Source organism: Brevibacillus sp. BD137 (assembly GCF_041644655.1).
Taxonomy (GTDB): Bacteria; Bacillota; Bacilli; order Brevibacillales; family Brevibacillaceae; genus Brevibacillus; species Brevibacillus brevis_D.
This window is the reverse complement of the sequence record NZ_JAOTNO010000001.1, coordinates 633,005-655,047: the sequence shown is the minus strand read 5'-3', so window position 1 is coordinate 655,047 and position 22,043 is coordinate 633,005. Positions and strand designations below refer to the sequence as shown.

Here is a 22,043-nt window from a genome sequence, read left to right as displayed (position 1 = left end):
GATCGGGGGGAGTCGAGTATGAAGGTACTTTTTCATTCATTTCATGATGTGGAAACGATAGTGAAAGAAGTAATGACCGACTTAGTAAAAGCTACGACGAATCCCTTGGATTTCGATAAAAGCTTTGTGGAATTAGGTATTAGCTCGGTATTGTCAGTAGAAATGGTAGAGATGATGAATGAGAAGCTAGGCATAGACTTGGGGATTGAGGCCGTTTTTGATCATGAGAATACCAAGCTGCTAGCCGCGCACATTTTCGAAAAATATCAGCCAGCAAGCCGTACCCAGTCCGATAACGGTTTATCAACGATTGCGAGCAAAATAAGTACAATCATGGCTCAACTATTGAATACACCTGTGGAAACCTTGGATGTAAATAAAAGTTTTATAGAGCTCGGCATCCATTCTGTATTGGCGGTCGAATTAATAGAAGCGATCAATGCTGACTTGGGGATTCATCTTGGCGTAGAAGTTATTTTTGATTATCCAGAGGTGGGGGAGCTGGCGGAATATATCTCTCTGCAATTTGCAACGGAGATAGCAGCAAACGACAGCCAAATCCCGCCAACTGTTTTCGAAAACGAACGGAATCATTCGAATCATACAAGAAACGAAATTCGCCACTCTGATATCGCGATCATCGGTATAGCAGGCAGATTTGCTGGCTCGAATTCAGTGGAAGAGTTTTGGGAGCATATAGCATCTGGCTACAGCTGTATCGAGGAAATAACACGCAGCGGTTGGGAAGCGGATCAATATTACGGTGGGCTTCTCAAGGACATTGATCAATTCGATGCATCCTTTTTCAATATTACCCCTGATGAAGCAAAAAGTATGGACCCTCAACAGCGGTTGTTCCTGCAAGAATCCTATAAAGCTTTTGAAGATAGCGGATACTCAGTTGACCAGTTAGCGGGGAGAAAAGTAGGTGTGTTTGTTGGAGGGCGTCGTTCAGACTACCAAGAGAAATCCATGTTGGCCGAAGGTGTCTCTTCGCAAACGATGCTAGGCAATGAAATGTCGATGCTCGGGGCAAGACTCTCCTATTTTTTAAATCTCAAGGGCCCCAGTCTTGCTGTGGATACAGCTTGTTCTTCTGCTTTGGTAGCCATTCATTTGGCTTGCGACAGTCTTCGCAGGGGAGAAACCGAAATGGCTCTTGCAGGCGGCGTCGCGATTCACAGCTCCCCTGAATTTTTTGTGATGTCCTCGAAAATGGGGGTGGTCTCACCAGATGGAACATGCAACACCTTTGACAATGATGCAAATGGCATGGTGTTTGGAGAAGGCGTTGGGGCGGTCGTACTAAAACCAGTTGCGAAAGCAGTGGAAGATGGCGACCATATTTATGCAATCATCAAGGGCTCAACGGTGAATCAGACAGGAAAGTCAAACGGGATTACCGCACCGAGCATGCTTGCCCAAAAAGAATTAATTGTGGATGCCTATGAAAATGCAGGGGTTGATCCAGAGACGATCAGTTATATCGAAACGCATGGGACTGGAACGCAGCTGGGTGACCCTATTGAAGTGAAGGCATTGATTGAAGCATTTCGTTCGTATACGGATAAAGTACAATTTTGCGCGATTGGCTCACATAAGCCCAACATCGGTCATACTACGATGACATCGGGACTGGCGAGTTTGTTTAAAGTGGTCATAGCGATGAAATACAAGAAGATCGCTCCGACGATCAGCGTCAAGGAAGTCAATAAGCATATCAAATTGACCGGGAGTCCTTTTTTCATCAATACGGAGCTTATGGAATGGAATACGAGTGATGCCACTCCGCGAAGAGCAGGTGTGAGCGCTTTGGGCTCGAACGGAACCAATTGTCATCTGATTTTGGAAGAATCGCCGACGCTACAACCGCAATGCGGCAACCAGCAAGCAGGAGCCTATTACTTGTTCCCGTTTTCAGCCAAGAGCCAGTCAGCTCTCACGCAAAAACTGGATGAAATGTCCCAATGGTTAGCAAAAGAAGCGGGACGTTTTCACGAACAAGATATTTCTTATACCTTGTTCACAGGGAGAAGTCATTTTTCGCATCGTTGCATGTTTATTGCCAAGGACGTAGATGAATTACGGCAAAAAATCTCGGAAGTAATGGAAACAGGAGCAGCTGCTGACTATTTTGTCCAGGATGAAATAGACGTGCGGCTAGAAAAGAGCTTGAAAGAGTTCGGAGAAAAATTAATGGCAGAAGTAGCGGAGAACCGTTCGCTATCCAACCAGGCAAGGAAAGAAAAGCTGTCCACGCTTTCCGATTTATTTGTAAAAGGATACAAGCTGGATTGGGGTTCCTTCTATAAAAACGGCAGATACAACCGGGTTCCTTTGCCCGCCTATCCATTTAGAGGAGAGCACTATTGGCTGCCCAAAACCAAGCGACAGGTTCGTTTGCCCAATACTCATCCCGAATTGTGGAAGGAGATGGACGAGCTTCTCGCCAAGCTGTTATGGGCGCAAATGCAGTCCATCGGTTGGTTTACTGACAAGAGTGTGAGTGTCGCCGACCTCAAGGCAAAAACGGGCTTCCCTCCGCGTTATGAGAAATGGTTGGAAGAAAGTATGGCGATGCTAACCCGTCACGGCTATCTCGATGGCTATGATGGAGAACAATGCCTGGTGGTCGATCCGACTTTGATCGAAGTAGAAGCGGTATGGGAAGAGTGGGATCGACGTAAGGTGGCATGGCGAGAAGATGCCAATCTGGTAGTGCGGATCAGATTGCTGGAAGCCACGATGAAATCTCTGCCGCTCATTGTAACAGGCAAGAAACTTGCTACAGATGTCATGTTTCCAGGCTCTTCTATGGAATTGGTACAACCTATTTATAAAAATAATCCAGTGGCAGATCACTACAATGAAGTGCTCGCGGAAACAGTCGCAGCCTATGTGGAAGAACGGGTGAAAAAAGATCCTTCTGCAAAAATTCGCATCATAGAGATCGGGGCGGGGACGGGCGGAACGAGCACATTTGTCTTTGAAAAGCTGAAGCCTTATCAGCCGTTTATGGAAGAATATTGCTATACCGACATCTCCAAAGCATTTTTGATGTTCGCACAAAAGGAATATGGACCGAATGTTCCGTATTTGACCTATCAAATTTTTAATGTGGAAGCTCCTTTTGCGGAGCAAGGGGTTCAAGAGGGCTACTACGATCTAGTGATTGCGGCTAATGTGTTGCATGCCACCAAAGATATTCGCAAAACCTTGCGCCATACCAAAGCTGTATTAAGAGAAAACGGTTTGGTTCTTTTAAATGAGATTAGCAGTAATTCCTTGTTCCTTCATCTGACCTTTGGTCTTTTGGAGGGCTGGTGGCTGTCTGAAGATACAGATGTACGTATTCCTGGTTCTCCTGCCTTAACTCCGGCATGTTGGCAAACGGTTCTGGAAAGTGAAGGATTTCACACGATCTCTTTTCCAGCTCGTGAAGCGCATGATCTGGGACAACAGATTGTCATTGGAAAAAGCGATGGCGTCCTTCACCCTGATGTTCGTATCGATTCGACTGTTTTGCCGATCGCACGCGAGACTGTACAGCAGGCAAAAGTAGAAGGAAAAGTCTATTCGCAGCCTGCACCGCAAAACATTCCAAACCAATCTGTAGTGACCGAGCAGACGGTGACGGATTATGTAAAGGATTTGATTATTGAAAAGCTGGGTACCGCATTGGAAGTCGATGTCGATTCGATCGATGTGGAAGAGCCTTTCAGAGATTATGGATTGGATTCGATTCTTGGCGTTCGATTGGTGCAAGAGATCAATCAAGCGTTGATGATCGAAATTGAGACGACGATTCTTTTTGATTACAGTTCAGTAAATCAACTTACAGGCTATATTTTGTCTACGTACAAAGAGGTTATTGCTCAAGCGTTAGGGCAGAAGATCAGTCTATCCGAGCAGAGGGAAGATACCGTCCCTGCTATTCAGACCGAGCCATATATTCAAGCAGCTCCATTGCTTTCAGAGGAAACAGGGAGTGTGTCAGTAAAAGCTTCGTCCCCCACTGAACCCATTGCAATTATTGGAATGAGTGGCACGTTCGCCTCATCTGGTAACACTGACGACTTATGGGACCACTTGGTGAACGGCTCGGATTTGCTTCGGAAAGTGACTCGCTGGGATTTATCAGCGTACGGCTTGGACGAGGCAGAGGGCTATCAATACGGCGGGCTTGTAGAAAATATTGACCTGTTTGATCCGCTTTTTTTCAATATCTCCGGTTTGGAAGCTGACTATATGGACCCGCAGCAACGCTTCTTTTTGGAGGAGTCCTGGAAGGCGTTGGAGGATGCTGGCTATGCGGGTCAGGGTGTGCAAGGAATCCAATGCGGCGTCTACGCGGGATGCGCCAAAGGTGATTATGATCGTCTCGTGGGAGAGAATCCTCCTGCCCAAGCCTTCTGGGGAAATATGGAGTCTATTGTGCCTGCCCGGGTTGCTTATCATCTGGACTTGCAGGGACCTGCTGTCACGATTGATACGGCTTGCTCGAGCTCCTTGGTGGCGATTCATATGGCGTGCCAAGCCTTGCGGACAGGTGAGGTCGACATGGCATTGGCAGGTGGTGTCTTCATTCAATCTACGCCGGGCTTTTATTTATCGGCCAAGCGAGCAGGTATGCTGTCACCGACAGGACGCTGCCACACGTTTGATGAGCGGGCAGATGGTTTTGCGACGGGGGAAGGCGCTGGTGTCGTTGTACTGAAACGTCTCTCGGAAGCGATCGCTTGCGGTGATCATATTTATGGTGTCATTCGAGGCTCGGGAATCAATCAGGATGGAACGACGAATGGGATTACTGCACCGAGTGCGAAGTCCCAGGAACGCTTGGAACGCAATGTCTACGATACATTCGACATTGATCCTGAGCAAATTACAATGGTCGAGGCGCATGGAACAGGGACCAAGCTGGGAGATCCGATTGAGTATCAAGCACTTACCCGCGCCTTTCAAGCCTACACGGATAAAAAGGAATTTTGTGCGATTGGATCGATCAAGACGAATATTGGACATACCCAGATCGCAGCAGGTGTTGCAGGGGTCATCAAAGTCCTTTTGTCATTGAAGCACAAAAAAATCGCGCCATCCCTGCATTTTGAAGAGGGGAATGCCAACATTAAGTTTGCAGACAGCCCTTTTTATGTCAATACAAGCCTGCAGGAATGGTCAGTGGAGCCGCAAGCCAGACGCTGTGCTGCGATCAGTTCCTTCGGAGCCAGCGGTACGAATGCGCATATGGTAATCGAAGAGGCGCCGCAGGTAGAGCGGAATCATACAAAGAAACCGGGCTATTTGCTTGTGCTGACGGCGCGTACTTTTGAACAGTTGCGTCAGCAGGTTGCCCAATTGCTTTCGTTTTGTGAAAAAGCACCGGAGACGGATTGTGGAAATATCAGCTATACGCTGTTAGTAGGCAGAAAGCATTTCCATCACCGCTTCTCTTGCCTTGTTCAAAATACAGCCGAGCTTGTCCAGCTTTTGAAAAAGTGGCTGGAAACAGGAAAAGCATCACAGGCATATGTTTCCGAGTTACATGAAAAAGATCATCGTGAACAAATCGCCTTGAAACGCTACGGAAATCAAAGCATCGAGAATCTACATGTAACGAGCCAGGCGAGCGAATATTTGGAGCAGCTATCTGTGATCGCGGAATTGTTTGTGCAGGGATATGGATTAGACTATGACAAGCTGTTTGCGAACGATCAGTATTCGCGTATATCACTTCCCACGTATCCTTTTGCCAAGGAACGCCATTGGGTACTGGAGAGTGAAACAAAAGCATTTGCCGCAAGGAGAGCGGCGAATACCATCACAGCATCCGTGATCCATCCCATGCTGCATCAGAACACGTCTACTTTCTCCGAGCAACGGTTTAGCTCTACCTTCACAGGAGAAGAGTTTTTCTTGGCGGATCACGTAGTCAAAGGGCAGCGGGTATTACCGGGAGTTGCCTATCTGGAGATGGCAAGAAGCGCGATGGAGCACGCTGTAGGAGAAGACGTCCACGGGAATACGTCGATAAAGCTACAGAATGTCATATGGGCTCGTCCGGTCGTTGTAGGCGATCAGCCTGTTCGGGTACATACGGGCCTTGTACTTGACGAAGATGGTGGAGTATCCTACCAAATCTATAGCGAGGCAGAGGGTAGTGATGCCGAGATCGTGGTACACAGTCAAGGTAATGCCGTGCTTACTCCTCGCTCGGAGTTGCACATGCTTGATTTGTCCGTTTTGCAGGAGCAGTGCAGCGAGCAGGTGATTTCATCCGAGGAATTCTATGAGTTCTTCAGTGCGATTCAAATTGATTATGGACTCGGACATAAAGGAATAGACAAGGTATATGTCGGGCCTGGACAAGTCTTGGCAAAGCTGATTTTACCGTTATCGGTCACCGGGTCAGTGGATCAGTTTGTCTTGCATCCAAGCTTGATGGATTCAGCTTTGCAGGCATCTGTGGAGTTGACACTTTCTTCTCGTCACGTGATGTCGTCTGACAGTTTGGCAAAACGCAAGCCAGTGATGCCTTTTGCCCTGGAGGAAATGGAAATCATCCACCCGTGCACCTCTGAAATGTGGGCATACGTGCGCTATAGCGACGGTAGCCAAGCAGGGAATAAGGTAGAAAAATACGATATCGACCTATGTGATGACACAGGAACAATTTGTGTACGGATGAAGGGATTCACATCTCGGGTATTGGAAAGAGAGATCCAAACCGATCTTACAGCAGCAAAAGCGCCAGTTGAGACCGCAAGCGAATCGCTGATTGGAACCATGCTGCTGAGTCCTGTTTGGGAAGAGGTTGTAGTCGCTCATGGTTCGGAAACGCCACTTGCAAGCGATCGTATTCTGATTGTTTGTGCAGATGACAAGAACCGAAGCCTTGTTCAACAACGCTATCCGCGGGCAGCTGTTATGGAGATTACGCCTGCAGAAAGTATGGATGAACTAGCAGTGAAGCTGGAGCAGATTGGTTCGATTGATCATATCATCTGGATGGCGCCATGGATTGATTTGGAATACCTGGCAGAAGAGGCCCTGATCATTGAGCAGGAGCGCGGTGTATTTCATGTGTTTCGCTTGCTAAAAGCCCTGTTCAAGCTGGGCTACGATACCAAGGAGCTAGGATGGAGTCTCGTAACCTTCCAGACTCAACCGATTCATCCGAACGATGTGGTGAACCCTATTCATGCCAGTCTTTACGGTTTAGTTGGTTCGATGGCAAAAGAATACACGAACTGGCGTATCCGACTGGTTGATCTGGAAGCGGGTCGTGCTTGGCCTATAGAGGATGTTTTCACACTTCCGCCAGATGCTGAGGGGAATGCAACGGTTTATCGCGGAGGGAAATGGTATCGTCAGGAATTAATTCCATTGCGTCAAATGCAAAGAGAACAGGCTTCCTACAGGCAGGGGGGAGTCTATGTTGTAATCGGAGGCGCTGGCGGTATTGGCGAAGTCTGGAGCGAATACATGATCAGCACCTATCAAGCCCAAATCATCTGGATTGGACGCCGAGAAAAAAATGCAGAGATCCAAGCCAAAGTGGATCGACTTGCAAAGCTCGGACCTGCTCCTGTCTATATCGCGGCGGATGCGACGAATCGCAAGTCCTTGTACTTTGCTTATGAAGAAATCAAAAAACGATATAAACAAGTGAACGGAGTCATTCATTCCGCAATTGTTCTGCTAGATAAAAGTCTCGCGAAAATGGACGAGGAGCGCTTCCGTGCGGGGCTTTCGGCAAAGGTAGATGTAAGTGTGCGGATTGCTCAAGTATTTGATCGGGAGCCGTTGGATTTTGTCATGTTCTTTTCATCGATCAATTCCTTTACCAAGTCGCCTGGACAAAGCAATTATGCGTCAGGTTGTACGTTTAAGGATATATTCGCGCACCAGCTATCGTTGCATAGCCTCAGTGAAGTGAAGGTGATGAATTGGGGATACTGGGCGAACGTAGGCATTGTTGCCACCAAGGATTATCAGGAGAGAATGGCACAGGCAGGATTAGGCTCCATTGAACCTCGTGAAGCGATGGCGGCTTTGGAAAACCTGCTTGCAGGACCGATAAATCAAGTCGCGTTGGTGAAAACAACGAAATCACAGGCCTTGGTTAAAGTAAATCCGGATAAATCCATTTACATCTATCCTGAAAAGCTAGTATCCCACATCGAACGTGTAAAGAATGATATGCCTAAACTAGAGTTTTCGTCTCAACGCAGACAATCTGAAATGGAGGCTTATAAATGAATACAATGGATAAGCTTCTCAGTGAACTACTCTATGGTCAATTACAGTCAATCGGGCTGTTCACGGTAAAAAACCAGACGATAGGAGAACTCAAAGCCAAATTGCATAACAGGTACGGCAAATGGCTGGAAGAAAGCATAGCTGTTCTCGTACAAAACCAGTATCTTGCGTACGATGGAGAGTCACTCATCGCAAACGATACTACCCCCATCAATCTCGAAACCGCATGGGAAAAATGGGAGGAAGAAAAAACAGCATGGCTGAACGACCCGAATAGTAAAGCGCAGGTGATTCTGGTAGAAGCAACCATGCGCGTACTGCCAGATATTTTGTTAGGAAAGATTCCAGCTACAGAGATCATGTTCCCGAATTCCTCGATGGAACTGGTGGAAGGGATATACAAACACAATGAGGTTGCGGATTACTTTAACAAAGTGCTCGCCAATACGATTGTTACCTATGTGAAGCAGCGTACGGAGCAAGATCCTTCTACTCGGATTCGCATTTTGGAAATCGGGGCAGGTACTGGTGGAACGAGTGCGATCGTACTGCCAAGGCTAAAGCCCTTTCAGAAGCATATCGAGGAATATTGTTATACCGACCTTTCGCAAGCCTTTTTGCTTCACGCCGAAAAAGAATATGGAGCCGAAAATCCATATCTCACGTATCGGATTTTTAACGTGGAAAAGCCTGTTGAGGAGCAGGGGATCGCTGCGGACACCTATGATCTCGTGATTGCCACAAATGTACTGCATGCGACAAAAAATATTAGCCAAACCTTGCTCCACGCCAAAACAACGTTACAAAAAAATGGCTTGCTGATTCTGAATGAATTAACGAGCAATACCTTGTTTGCTCACTTGACGTTTGGTTTGCTGGATGGCTGGTGGCGCTATGATGATCCGGAATGGCGTATTCCTGGATGCCCCCTGTTAACGGTTGAAACATGGCAAAAGGTGCTGAAAAAGGCAGGATACCGATCTGTTTTCTTGCCAGCAGAAGACCAGCTGGATTTATGCCAACAAATTATTGTGGGAGAAAGCGATGGGGTGATTCGTCACAGCAGCCAACCGAGGCAATCGGCGGTAACAGTTGCGTATTCGCCTGCAAAAAAGCAAGCCTCAAAGCTGAAGGCGATGCCACTCAAAAAACAGGTGCCGTTACGCACTACACCAGCGAAAAAGTCAGGCAGAGTCACTGAGGAATGGCTTCGTGAAAAAAGCACGGCTTATATCAAAATGTTAATGGGGGAAACGCTTAGAATTCCGACCCACCAGATAAAATCATCTGCGCCATTCGAGCAATATGGGATTGATTCGATTCTGGTTGTGCAATTGACCAATTCGCTTCGCAAGGATTTTGCGAATATGAGTAGTACGATTTTTTTCGAGTATCAAACGATAGATGCCTTGGTAGAGAATCTCATCGAGACGCAAAAAGAAGCGTTGATCAAGGTAATAGGTGTAGAAGCACCAGAAGCAGTTGACGAAGCATACCCGAACGAGCTAGAGAATGAGGAAATGACCGTCGCTGCTTCACCAGCGTACACCGATCTTCCTGTGAGAAACACGAGACGCTTTTTATCCGTTCGGGAACAAGAAAGAAAGGAATCCATTTCGCCTTCATCGGTGGTGCGGGATGTGGCGATCATCGGTCTTTCCGGGCGTTATCCGCAGGCGAAAAATGTGGATGATTTCTGGAATCGTTTAAAAGAGGGGAAAAACTGCATTTCTGAAATCCCTAAGGATCGCTGGGATTGGCAGAGCTATTTTGACGAAGAAAAAGGGAAAAAGGAATCGATGTATACAAAATGGGGCGGATTTATCGATGATATGGATAAATTCGATCCCTTATTTTTTCAAATCTCTCCCAAAGAAGCCGAGGAGATGGACCCGCAAGAACGGTTATTTTTACAAGAAGCCTATGCGAGTATTGAGGACGCTGGATATACGCCTACAACTCTGTGTGAAAGCAGAAAAGTAGGCGTTTTTGTCGGGGTAATGAATGGCAATTACCCGACGGGAGCCACCTATTGGTCGATCGCGAATCGCCTCTCTTATCTATTAAACTTTCAAGGTCCGAGCGTGGCGGTGGATACGGCTTGCTCCGCTTCTCTCACAGCGATTCATTTCGCCTTGGAAAGCTTGTACAGCGGTACAAGCGAGTGTGCAATCGCAGGGGGAGTCAATCTCATTGTCGATCCCGTCCACTACATGAAATTGTCAGCTTTGACGATGCTCTCTCCTTCGAATCAATGCAAGTCCTTCGGCGATCAAGCGGACGGTTTTGTGGATGGAGAGGGTGTAGGAGCTATCGTCTTGAAGCCTTTGGATAAAGCAATAGCCGATGGTGACCATATTTACGGAGTCATCAAAGGAAGCATGATGAATGCCGGTGGGAAAACGAATGGCTATACCGTCCCAAATCCGCAGGCGCAAGCGCAGTTAGTGGCGGATGCCCTACAACGTGCCAAGGTACATGCAAGAACGGTCAGTTATCTGGAAGCACATGGAACAGGAACGGAGCTGGGAGACCCGATCGAGGTTGCTGGACTTACTCGTGCCTTTGAAAAAGACACTCAGGACAAGCAGTTCTGTGCATTGGGATCAGCGAAGTCGAATATTGGACATTGTGAAAGTGCGGCAGGGATTGCTGGCGTAACGAAAATATTATTGCAGCTGAAGCACGCGCAATTAGTGCCATCCTTACATTCCCGTACGCTCAATCCCAATATTGATTTCACCAAGACGCCGTTTGTGGTTCAGCAAGAGTTGGCAGAATGGAGACGGCCGATTGTAGAGATCAATGGCACAACCAATGAATATCCACGAATTGCAGGGATTTCCTCGTTTGGTGCAGGGGGAAGCAATGCCCATGTGATTATTGAAGAATATATTCCGGAAGAGCAAAAGAAATCCAGTTTGAAAATCACACCTCAGAACCCCGCTATTTTTATTTTGTCAGCAAAGAATGCGGACAGGCTGTATGAGATCGTTCAGCAGTTGTTAGCTTTTATCCAGGAACACTCCTTGTCCGATGAGCACTTAGCAGACATGGCGTACACGCTTCAGGTAGGACGTGTAGCCATGGAAGAGCGCATTGCTGTCATCGCAGGCTCTATAAAGGAGTTGCAACAAAAACTAACAGCCTATGTAAAAGGGCAAGAGCACATTGCTGATTTGTATCGTGGTCAGGTAAACCGAAATCAGGAAATGCTGGATATTTTGACGTCCGATGATGAATTAGAAGAAACGATTGGAAGATGGATGGAACGCGGAAAGTACAGCAAGCTTCTCGACCTGTGGGTGAAGGGCTTATCTATCGATTGGAACAAGCTTTATCAGGAAGAGCAACCGAGACGTATCAGTTTGCCGACGTATCCTTTTGCCAAGGAATCCTATTGGACCCGCGCCAAGTCTGGTAGCAGCAGCTCAGACGTGGGTGCGATTCATCCTTTCTTACACCAAAATACTTCTGATTTCATGGAGCAGCGGTTTAGCTCCATGTTTACGGGACAGGAGTTTTTCCTGAGTGACCATGTCATCAAGGGGCAACGTGTCTTGCCGAGTGCGGCTTATCTGGAGATGGCACGGGCAGCGATACAGCAGGCGACGGGAGGGCTTGATTCGGAGCGAGAACCGGAAGGACTCCGTTTCAAAAATGTGGTCTGGACTCAGCCTTTGGCTGTTGGGCCAGAGCCCGTTCAGGCACATATCGAACTCTATCCTGAGGCGAATGGTGAGATTGTTTTTGAAATTTACAGCGATAGCAAGCAAGACCGGGAACAAACGACGGAGATTGTACACAGTCAAGGAAGTGCCGTGTTGTGTTCCATTCCAGATATTCCATCATTCGATCTCTCCGTATTGCAGGAACAGTGCAGCCTACGCACACTCAGCCCGGAACAATGCTATGACGCTTTCAAAAAGATGGGAGTCGACTATGGGCCTGCACATCGTGGAATCGAGCAGATTTTGATTGGTCAGGAGCAGGTGCTGGCGAAGCTGTCTCTGCCTTCTTCCGTGGCGAAAACCCAAGGCCAATTTGATCTGCATCCGAGTTTGCTCGACGCAGCTCTACAGGCGTCACTTGGCTTGATGATGGCAACCAGTGATTTTTCGCTGATCCTTCCCTTTGCTCTTGAAGAAATGGTGATCGTAGGTGCTTGCTCCTCTTCCATGTGGGCACTCATTCGCTACAGGGAGGGCAGTAAGGCTGGAGACAGAGTGGAGAAGTTTGATATCGATTTGTGTGACGAGAACGGAAATGTCCAGGTGCGGATGAAGGGCTTTTCTACGCGCAGGATCGCAAATGAATCTGTTAGATCAGAAGTAGAAGCGTCAAAAGCTTCCGTTCCTCACGAAGAGGAGAAGGCAATAGATTCCTCCTCACTGATGGAACAGGCAATCCCTTATTTTAAAAAGCTGCTTTCCTCCGTGATCAAATTGCCAGCAAATAAAATGGAAGCAGACGCCTCGTTGGAAAAATACGGTGTCGATTCCATTGTGGCTATGCAGATGACCAAGGAGTTGGAAAAGCAATTTGGTTCGTTACCAAAAACGTTATTTTTTGAATACCAAACGATAAAAGAATTAACCGGGTATTTTCTTGAAAACTACCGTGAAAATCTGATGCACATCCTGGGGATGAGGGAAAATGCGGAAGCCTCACTCACGCAAGAACCAGAAGTACCGATGGTGGACGAGAGGAAAGCACAGACAGAGCGCAGGAGCAAAAAACGCAAGTCTCAACGATTCGCGTCCCTGCGCATGGAAACCCAGCGAGCAAAAGGGGCGTTGGACATTGCCATTATTGGGATGTCCGGACGTTATCCGCAAGCATGGAATATCGATGACTTTTGGAAAAACCTACGTGATGGCAAGGATTGTATTACCGAAATTCCAAAAGACCGTTGGGATCACAGTCTGTACTTTGATGAAGCGAAGGACAAGCTCGGTAAAACGTATTCCAAATGGGGCGGCTTCATAGATGGTGTTGATCAATTTGATCCGCTGTTCTTCCATATTTCCCCACGGGAAGCGGAGCTGATGGACCCGCAGGAGCGGTTATTTTTACAGTGTGTCTATGAAACGATAGAGGATGCAGGGTATACGCGCGAAACGCTAGGCAAGCACGAAGGCTTGGGAGGCAATGTTGGTGTTTACGTAGGCGTTATGTACGAGGAATATCAGCTCTATGCGTCCGCTGAACAGGCGTTGGGCAGAGCGCTTGCGATTGCGGGGAGTCCAGCTTCCATCGCAAACCGCGTCTCCTATTTTTGCAATTTCCACGGTCCGAGCATGGCGGTCGATACGATGTGTTCGTCTTCGTTGACGGGTATTCATTTAGCGTGTCACAGCTTACAGCGCGGCGAATGTGAGGTTGCGATTGCAGGTGGTGTGAATGTTTCTATTCATCCAAATAAATATTTGTATTTGTCGCAGGGCAAGTTCGCCTCCAGCAAAGGACGATGCGAAAGCTTTGGAGAAGGTGGCGACGGATATGTACCTGGAGAAGGAGTCGGAGCCGTATTGCTCAAACCTCTGGCAAGAGCAATCGCTGACGGAGACCACATCTATGGTGTGATCAAAGGAAGCGCCATTAATCATGGTGGAAAAACAAACGGCTATACGGTTCCCAATCCTCATTCCCAATCAAGGGTGATTCGCCGAGCTTTTGAAGAAGCAGGAATTCATCCGAGAACGGTCAGCTATATAGAGGCGCACGGTACAGGGACTTCCTTAGGGGACCCCATTGAAATTTCCGGATTGACGAAGACCTTTCAGGAATACACGAAGGAGAATCAGTTCTGCGCGATTGGTTCGGCCAAGTCAAATATCGGGCATGGCGAGAGTGCGGCAGGGATCGCAGGGTTAACCAAAATATTACTGCAAATGAAATACAAGAGACTAGTTCCGTCCTTGCATTCCCGCACACTTAATCCAAACATTGATTTCAGCCAGACGCCATTTGTGGTGCAGCAAGAGCTGGCGGAATGGAAGCGACCCGTCATTGAAATCAACGGGGTAACGAGAGAATATCCTAGGATTGCGGGGATATCGTCTTTTGGGGCGGGAGGGGCAAATGCTCATCTCATCATCGAAGAATACATCGAAGCGGAACACCGCCCACCAACCAGCATCTCATCAAAAAATCCAGCTGTCATCGTACTGTCAGCGAAGAATAAAGACCGTCTCCGGGAGCAAGTGCAGCGGTTGTTGTCTGCTATTCGGGAGCAAGTGTTGACGGACAACGATCTAGCTGAGATTGCCTACACGCTTCAAGTAGGACGTGAAGCGATGGAAGAGCGGTTTGCTGTGATCGTCAAGTCGATCTCCGAGCTTGAAGCAAAGCTAACGTATTATCTGAAAGATGAGGCTGATAGCCCAGACCTGTTCACGGGTCAGGTAAAGCGGAATAAAGAAACGATGGATGTTTTTGCCGCAGATGAGGATTTACAACAGGCAATCGATACATGGATCACCAAAGGGAAATACGCAAAGATTTTGCAGATGTGGGTACAGGGACTGATTTTTGACTGGAACAAACTCTACGGGGATACGAAGCCTCGTCGAATCAGCTTGCCTGCCTATCCTTTTGCAAGAGAGCGCTATTGGCTGCCAAAGGTAGAGTCACAAGCCCTTGGTTTTACCGCAGGGGCGCCGGCTTACCTGCATCCCTTGCTGCATCAAAATACGTCTACACTTTCGGAGCAACGGCACAGCTCGACGTTTACAGGACAGGAGTTTTTCCTTAGAGATCATGTCGTGAACGGACAAAAGGTCTTACCTGGGGTAGCTTATCTGGAGATGGCAAGAGTGGCTGTGGATATGGCAGCAGGTGTCCGAACGGATAATCAGTCGGCGATTCAACTGAAAAATATCGTGTGGGCGAAACCAGTTATCGTGGAAGATGCCCCCATCCAAGTACACACGGGACTATACCCGGAAGAGAATGGTGAAATTACTTTTGAAATCTATAGCCAGCCAAGGGAAGCCGAGGACAGTCTAATAGTACATAGCCAGGGAAGAGCAGTACTACGATCAGCTATGGAGGCGCCAGCGCTCGACCTTTCCGCCATTCAAGCACAGTGCACAGAGAGTAGTTACAGCTTTAGCCAGTGCTACGAAACGTTTCATGAGATTGGACTGGCATACGGTCCATCACACCAAGGGATTGAGAAGCTGTTTGTCGGGCCAGATCAAGTGCTGGCGAAGCTTGTTTTGCCTTCTTCTGTTACGGGTACAGCAGAAAAATTTGTCCTTCATCCGAGTGTGATGGACGCCGCATTACAGGCATCGCTCGGTTTCATGATGGGCACTTCCGATCTTCAGCCATCCCTGCCTTTTGCCTTGGAGGAATTGAACATTTACAGTGCTTCTACAACTGCTGTATGGGCGTTGGTTCGATACAGTGACAGCAATGCAGCTACGCAAAAAGTACAGAAGCTCGACATTGATTTGTGTGATGAGCAAGGCACGATTTGCGTTAGCATGAAGGGATTCACAACGAGGGTGCTCGAAGGTGAAAAAGCTACCGGAGTTGCAAAAAACAAAGGTACAGGTGAAGCAGGCAAAATCACTAGTACGTTGATGCTGCAGCCTGTTTGGATCGAAAAAGGCATTCCCAAGGAAGCCAAAGCTCCTGAATATGAACAGCATGTGGTGATGCTTTGCGAACCAGGGAGGAATTCTTGGGAAAGCCTTTCATCTCAGATAAACGGTGCGAGAGTCCGCGTGTTGCAATCGGATCAGCACGGCATAGCGGAAAAGTTCCAAGCGTATGCTGTTCAGGTGTTTGAAGAAATAAAAGCCCTTCTTCAAGCAAAACCAAAGGGGAAAATACTGATTCAGATTGTAGTTCCTTTCGAAACGGAACAACGACTGTTTGCTGGATTAGCTGGTCTGTTGAAAACCGCACAGATCGAAAACCCGAAAGTAATCGGACAGTTGATCGAGATTGATTTGACAGAATATTCAGCGGAATTGTCGGAGCAGTTGAGAGCAAACAGCCTTTGCCCTACAGACAGCCAGATTCGCTATCAGTTAGGGAAAAGATATATAGCGGGATGGAGTGAGGTTGCTCCCCAGGTTGAAGTCAGTATACCGTGGAAAGACAACGGGATTTATTTGATCACAGGCGGAGCAGGTGGCTTGGGACTTCTTTTTGCCGAAGAGATGGCGGAGAAAGCCCGTGGCATCACCTTGATTTTGACGGGACGCTCTGCGCTGAGTGAGGAGAAGCAAGCACAGCTTCACAAGCTTGCGGACAACGGAACCGGGACCAGAGTCGAATATCGCCAAGTGGATATCACGCAGAAACAGGCCGTGGAGGAGTTGATCCAAAGCATTCAAGCAGACTTTGGCGATCTTCACGGGATCATTCATGGGGCGGGCGTGACTCGCGACAACTTTATCCTGAAAAAAACCAAAGAAGAAGTACAAGCAGTTCTCGCGCCAAAGGTTGCGGGACTCCTTCATTTAGATGAAGCAACTAAGGGACTGAATCTGGATTTCTTTGTCCTCTTTTCTTCAGCCGCTGGAGGCTTAGGCAATATGGGCCAAGCAGATTATGCGACGGCCAACGCCTTTATGGATAACTACTCCACTTACCGCAACGAGCAGATCGCGCTAGGTAAACGGCGGGGGCAGACCATTTCCATCAATTGGCCTCTGTGGAAAGAGGGCGGAATGCAGGTAGGCGAAGAGACAGAAAAGAGATTGTGGGACGATCTGGGCATGGTTGCTATGCAGACAGCTTCGGGTATCAACTGCTTGTATCAGGGGTTAGCTTCGGGACAAGATCAGTTGATGGTCATGGAAGGTGATCGTGTACGGATGAAGCAGAGGCTGATGGGAGCAACGGCAACCTCCGTGACCGCAACAGTTCATTCGAACAGCTTGCAAAGTGAGATTCAAGCGTCCTTACGGAAAATGGTCGCTGATGTGCTCAAGGTGGAGAAAGAGGATATAGAAATCCACGCGGAGCTCCATGAGTACGGCTTTGACCAGATTAAGCTGACCGAATTTACAAAAAAGCTAAATCAAGCCTATAAGCTTGAGCTTACTCCAACTGTATTGGTAGAGTACCCGACGCTTCTTGCTGTCTCGCAATACTTGTTTGAAGCATATAAGGATCGGTTCATACAATCGTTCCACCCATCAGAGCGTGCAAGTACTTCTGCAAAAATAGAGAAAGAACAGCCAATTTCCGGTGGGCAACAAGATGTGCTTCGGGCAAAAGTAAGGGAATATTTGAAAAAAGAAGTTTCTGCTGTTATCAAGCTCCCTGCTTATAAAATCGATGAGGAAGCTCCATTGGAGAAATACGGGATCGACTCAGTTATGGCGATGCAATTGACCAATCAATTGGAAAAAGCGTTCGGTTCGCTGTCGAAAACGTTGCTCTATGAATACCAAAACATCGAGGATTTGACAGGCTATCTTGTAGCTCATCATCGAGACAAGATCATTGAAATCATGGGGGCTTTGAAAAACGCAGAGACAAGTACAGGAGAGAATGTTGCTAATGTACTGCCTACTGCTGAATCCATAACAGCCCATCGCCGTCGGTTCTCACGTTTTGTTACGCGTGAGCAGGCAAATAAACAAACAACATCTGACCTAGATATTGCAGTCATCGGTATTTCTGGTCGTTATCCGCAGGCTTCCACTATACAAGAATTCTGGAACAACTTGCGGGACGGCAAGGATTGCATTACAGAAATTCCGCAAGAGCGCTGGGATCACAGCCTGTTTTTTGACGAGACTCGGAACAGCCAAGGAAAGGCATACAGCAAATGGGGCGGCTTCATAGATGGTGTCGATCAATTTGATCCGCTGTTCTTCCATATTTCTCCGCGGGAAGTGGAAATGATGGACCCTCAAGAACGCCTCTTCCTGGAAACCGTGTGGAATCTGCTCGAAGAGGCTGGACACACGCGAGAGGTATTACAGAGTCACTATGAGAATAAAGTCGGCGTCTATGTAGGGGCAATGTACCAGCCGTATCACGCATTTGATACGGATATGGAAAAGAGCTCGATCATTTCCCTGTCTTCCTACCATTCGATTGCCAACCGAGTCTCTTACTTCTTCAATCTGCAAGGTCCAAGCATGGCGATTGATACAGCATGTTCTTCATCTGCCATTGCCATTTACCACGCCTGCGAAAGCTTGTTAAAAGGTGAAAGCACGCTTGCCATCGCGGGTGGCGTGAATGTTTCGATCCATCCTAAGAAATACCTAGGCTTAAGTCAGGCCCAAATGATTGGAAGCCACGCAGACAGCAGAAGCTTTGGCGATGGAGACGGATATTTGCCAGCAGAAGGCGTAGGCGCTGTACTATTGAAGCCTTTAGCCAAAGCGGTGGAAGATGGAGATTCCATCCTAGCTGTTATCAAATCAGCCGCGACCAATCATGGCGGACGTACCAATGGATTTTCCGTGCCTAATCCCAACGCACAAGCGCAATTAATAGAAGAAAATTTTGCGAGAGCGGGCATTGATCCACGGACGATCAGTTATGTGGAAGCCGCCGCTAATGGTTCGCTGCTGGGAGATCCGATTGAGTTGAAGGCATTAACAAATGCCTTTTCGAAGCAGACGGACGATGTTCAATTTTGTTCGATTGGGTCAGTGAAATCGAATATCGGTCACGCCGAAGCAGCTTCTGGTATTTCTCAGCTGACGAAGGTGATTTTGCAGCTACAGCATCAGGAATTGGTTCCCTCTATAAAAGCGGAGCCGTTGAACCCGCATATCCATTTTGCAGAAACGCCTTTTTATCTGCAAAAAGCTCGACAAAAGTGGGGGCGACCCGTGCTGAGAATCAATGGGGAAGAACGAGAGGTTCCGCGCCGAGCGACGATTAGTTCGTTTGGAGCAGGCGGGTCAAATGCTCATTTGATCCTCGAAGAATATATTCCGGTGCAAAGAGAGATCAAATCCATTTCTACTGAAACTTCACCCCAGATCGTGGTTTTCTCGGCAAAAAATGCGGAGCGATTGGGTGCCGTTGCCAAGCAGATGCTTGCATTTGCCCAGCAGCAAGCGTTTTCCTTGGCGGATTTTGCCTATACGCTCCAAGTGAAGCGAGAGGCCATGGAATGCAGGCTGGCTATGGTGGTTCAAGATCGAGATGAACTGGTTCATGGATTACAGGCGTATTTGGAAGCGGTCGAACTAGGTAGCGAGCCAACTGCATCGATTCCTATCTATACAGGAGACCTCGAAGAAGACCATGCAGGAGTGAGAAATCTGTTTTCTGGCAAGGTAGGAGATACCGTATTGCAGGTCCTTTTAGCAGAAAACAATCTGGACAAGCTTGCCCTTCATTGGACGCAGGGAGGTAAAATTCCTTGGGAATCCTTACATCCAGAAGAACGTCGCATGATGTCTCTTCCTACCTATCCTTTTGCCAGAGAACGCTATTGGCTCGGCACTGAAACGGTCACTCCACCTATGGAAAAAGAGACATTAGCGATTGATATCAACCCGGATAGCCCAACAGAGGAAAACATCCAGCGGGATATGGCACAATTTCTCTCACGGGAATTACACCTTTTGGAAGGGCAAATCAAGCCAAACAAATATTTCTTGGACTATGGCATGGATTCGATCATGGTGACCAAGCTGATTCGTCATTTAGAGCAGCGCTGGAACATCAAGATTAGAGGGCGGGAAGTGCTGGAGAATCCGACGATGAAGTCCCTGGCACATCTCCTTGCGATAAAAATAAAAGAGTGCAGTCATAAGGAGATCGCTTCCACGACAGATTTTGAAACAATGTCTCCGGATAGCGGGGAACGGACGGAGAATTTGGCAGTCGATATGCTGCAAAAATTCAAAGAAGGCCTGCTAAGCTTAGAAGAGATCGAACAGTTAATCGACAAAGGAGGGATAATATGATGCGACGGGAAATCCTCATGGCTTACAAAGAAGGTAAGCTGTCTGCTGCGGAAGTCCAAGAAAAGCTTCTGGAGCTGGAAAACCCATCGTTTACAAGTCCTCTGTCCGTCGGGCAGCAAGGATTGTGGATGTTGCAAAAAATGTCCCCTACGATGAGTGCGTATAATGTTCCGTTATGCTTTTGCATCCGTCAGAAATGGGACGTAGCCTTATTTAAACAGGCCTGCCACCATGTTTGGAAACAGCATCCGATTTTACAGCGTTCAATTATGGAAAAGCAGGGTGTTCCGTATCTCATTCGACGCCAGGAGCAATCGCTTGCCATTGAGCAGGAGGACATCTCAAGCCTAACGTCCCAAGATGTTTTGCCGTATCTCAGGCAAAAAGTAAAAGAGCCCTTTTCATTGGAAAAGGGTTCTTTACTCCGCATTCATCTATTGTCGCGTTCGGAAGAAGAGCATTATGTGCTGATTACGATCCATCATATGATCTTTGACGGACATTCCTCCTTGTTAATCCTGCAAGATTTGGTCCAAACCTATATCGAGCTGGTTGAAGGAAAACAGCCAAAAGTAACACAGAATTCAACCGATTACGCTGACTTCGTAAAATGGGAACAGGACATGATGGCAAGTGCGGAAGGTGGGGAACATCGTTCTTACTGGCGGGAGCAATTGTCAGGGACGCTTCCACAACTGGAGCTTCCTGTCGATCGCCCACGTTCTTCCGCACCTAGCTTTGAGGGGCAGGTTCATACGCACGTATTTTCACGAGATGTGAGTCAGCGGGTGAAGCAGCTCTCCAAGCATTACCGTATGAACCCATCTGTTCTTTTGTTAGGGATGTTTAAAGCCTTATTGTATCGCTATACAGGTCAAACTGATGTGATTGTCGGCATGCCGACGATGGGACGTCCAGAAGAGAGATTCGATTCTCTGATTGGTTATTTTGTCAATATGATTCCCATTCGCAGTCAGGTAACGGGGGAAAAGTCTTTCTCCCAGTTCGTTCGGGAATTGCAGCTTACGCTGATCGACGGGATGGATCACGCTGTCTATCCTTTTCCAGCGATGGTCCGCGAGGCAAATATTCCTCGGCTTCATGGAAATTCACCCGTATTCGATATCATCTTTACGTACCAAAATTTTCTGCGATCGCAAAACTTGCAGCACTTTTATGATGAATGTCAAAACAAGCTTGCCATCGAATTGATTGATGGCGTTCATCAAGAGGGTGAGTATGAATTTGAGTTAGAGGTGTTTGAGCAGGAAGCCGAGTTTGTCCTGAATTTGAAATACAATCCGCATGTATTTGATCAAGCGACGATACAACGGATGGCCGCGCATTATCAAAATATCGCAAACGCAGTCATCAAAAATCCTGACATCGCTTTGGATGAGATTCCACTTATTTCTGTGGAAGAACGAAACATGCTGCTCGTTGAGTGGAATGCGACGGAAGAGGCATTCCCGCAGGCTTTATGCATCCATGATTTGTTTGAGAAGCGAGTTCATCAAACGCCAAATGCTGTGGCAGTTGTTTATGAAAAGCAGTCGTTGACCTATCGTGAACTAGATGAGCGGGTTACCAAGCTGGCGATCTTTTTGCAGGCGAAGGGAGTAGGCCCGGAAGCTACAGTAGGAATTTGTGTCGAACGCGCCCTGGAAATGGTCATCGGCATTTTAGGCATTCTGAAAGCTGGCGCAGCCTATGTTCCATTGGACCCAACCTATTCCACAGAGCGGTTGGCATACATGGTAGAAGACAGCAAGAGCACCTCGGTGCTTACTCAGGCTCGCCTTTTGGACAAGGTATCTTCAGCCGCAGGAGAAAGTACGAACTGCATCGTGTTAGACAGAGATTGGGAAGAAA

The 22,043-nt window shown here is 47.6% G+C and carries 3 protein-coding genes (1 of these 3 cut by a window edge); all 3 read left to right on the top strand.

Features of this window, described 5'->3' with window-relative positions; all coding sequences use genetic code 11:
• The first annotated feature begins 18 nt into the window (after positions 1-18).
• Tightly spaced (each overlapping or abutting the next), the 3 genes in view from ODZ53_RS03175 to ODZ53_RS03165 form a layout consistent with a single transcriptional unit that may run on beyond the window.
• Positions 19-8,262 carry an SDR family NAD(P)-dependent oxidoreductase gene (locus ODZ53_RS03175; RefSeq protein ID WP_372675885.1) on the top strand — a complete coding sequence of 2,748 codons (8,244 nt, stop codon included), beginning with the start codon at positions 19-21 and terminating at the stop codon, positions 8,260-8,262.
• Complete coding sequence (locus tag ODZ53_RS03170; RefSeq protein WP_372675884.1) at positions 8,259-20,171, top strand: SDR family NAD(P)-dependent oxidoreductase; 11,913 nt, start codon at positions 8,259-8,261, stop codon at positions 20,169-20,171. The genes ODZ53_RS03175 and ODZ53_RS03170 overlap by 4 nt, the downstream gene beginning before the upstream one ends.
• Positions 20,168-22,043, top strand: the 5' portion of a protein-coding gene (locus tag ODZ53_RS03165) for an amino acid adenylation domain-containing protein (protein ID WP_372675883.1). It continues 19,583 nt past the right edge of the window; 1,876 of the gene's 21,459 nt are visible here — the first part of the coding sequence; the start codon lies at positions 20,168-20,170; the stop codon falls past the right edge of the window. Before ODZ53_RS03170 ends, ODZ53_RS03165 begins: the two co-directional genes overlap by 4 nt.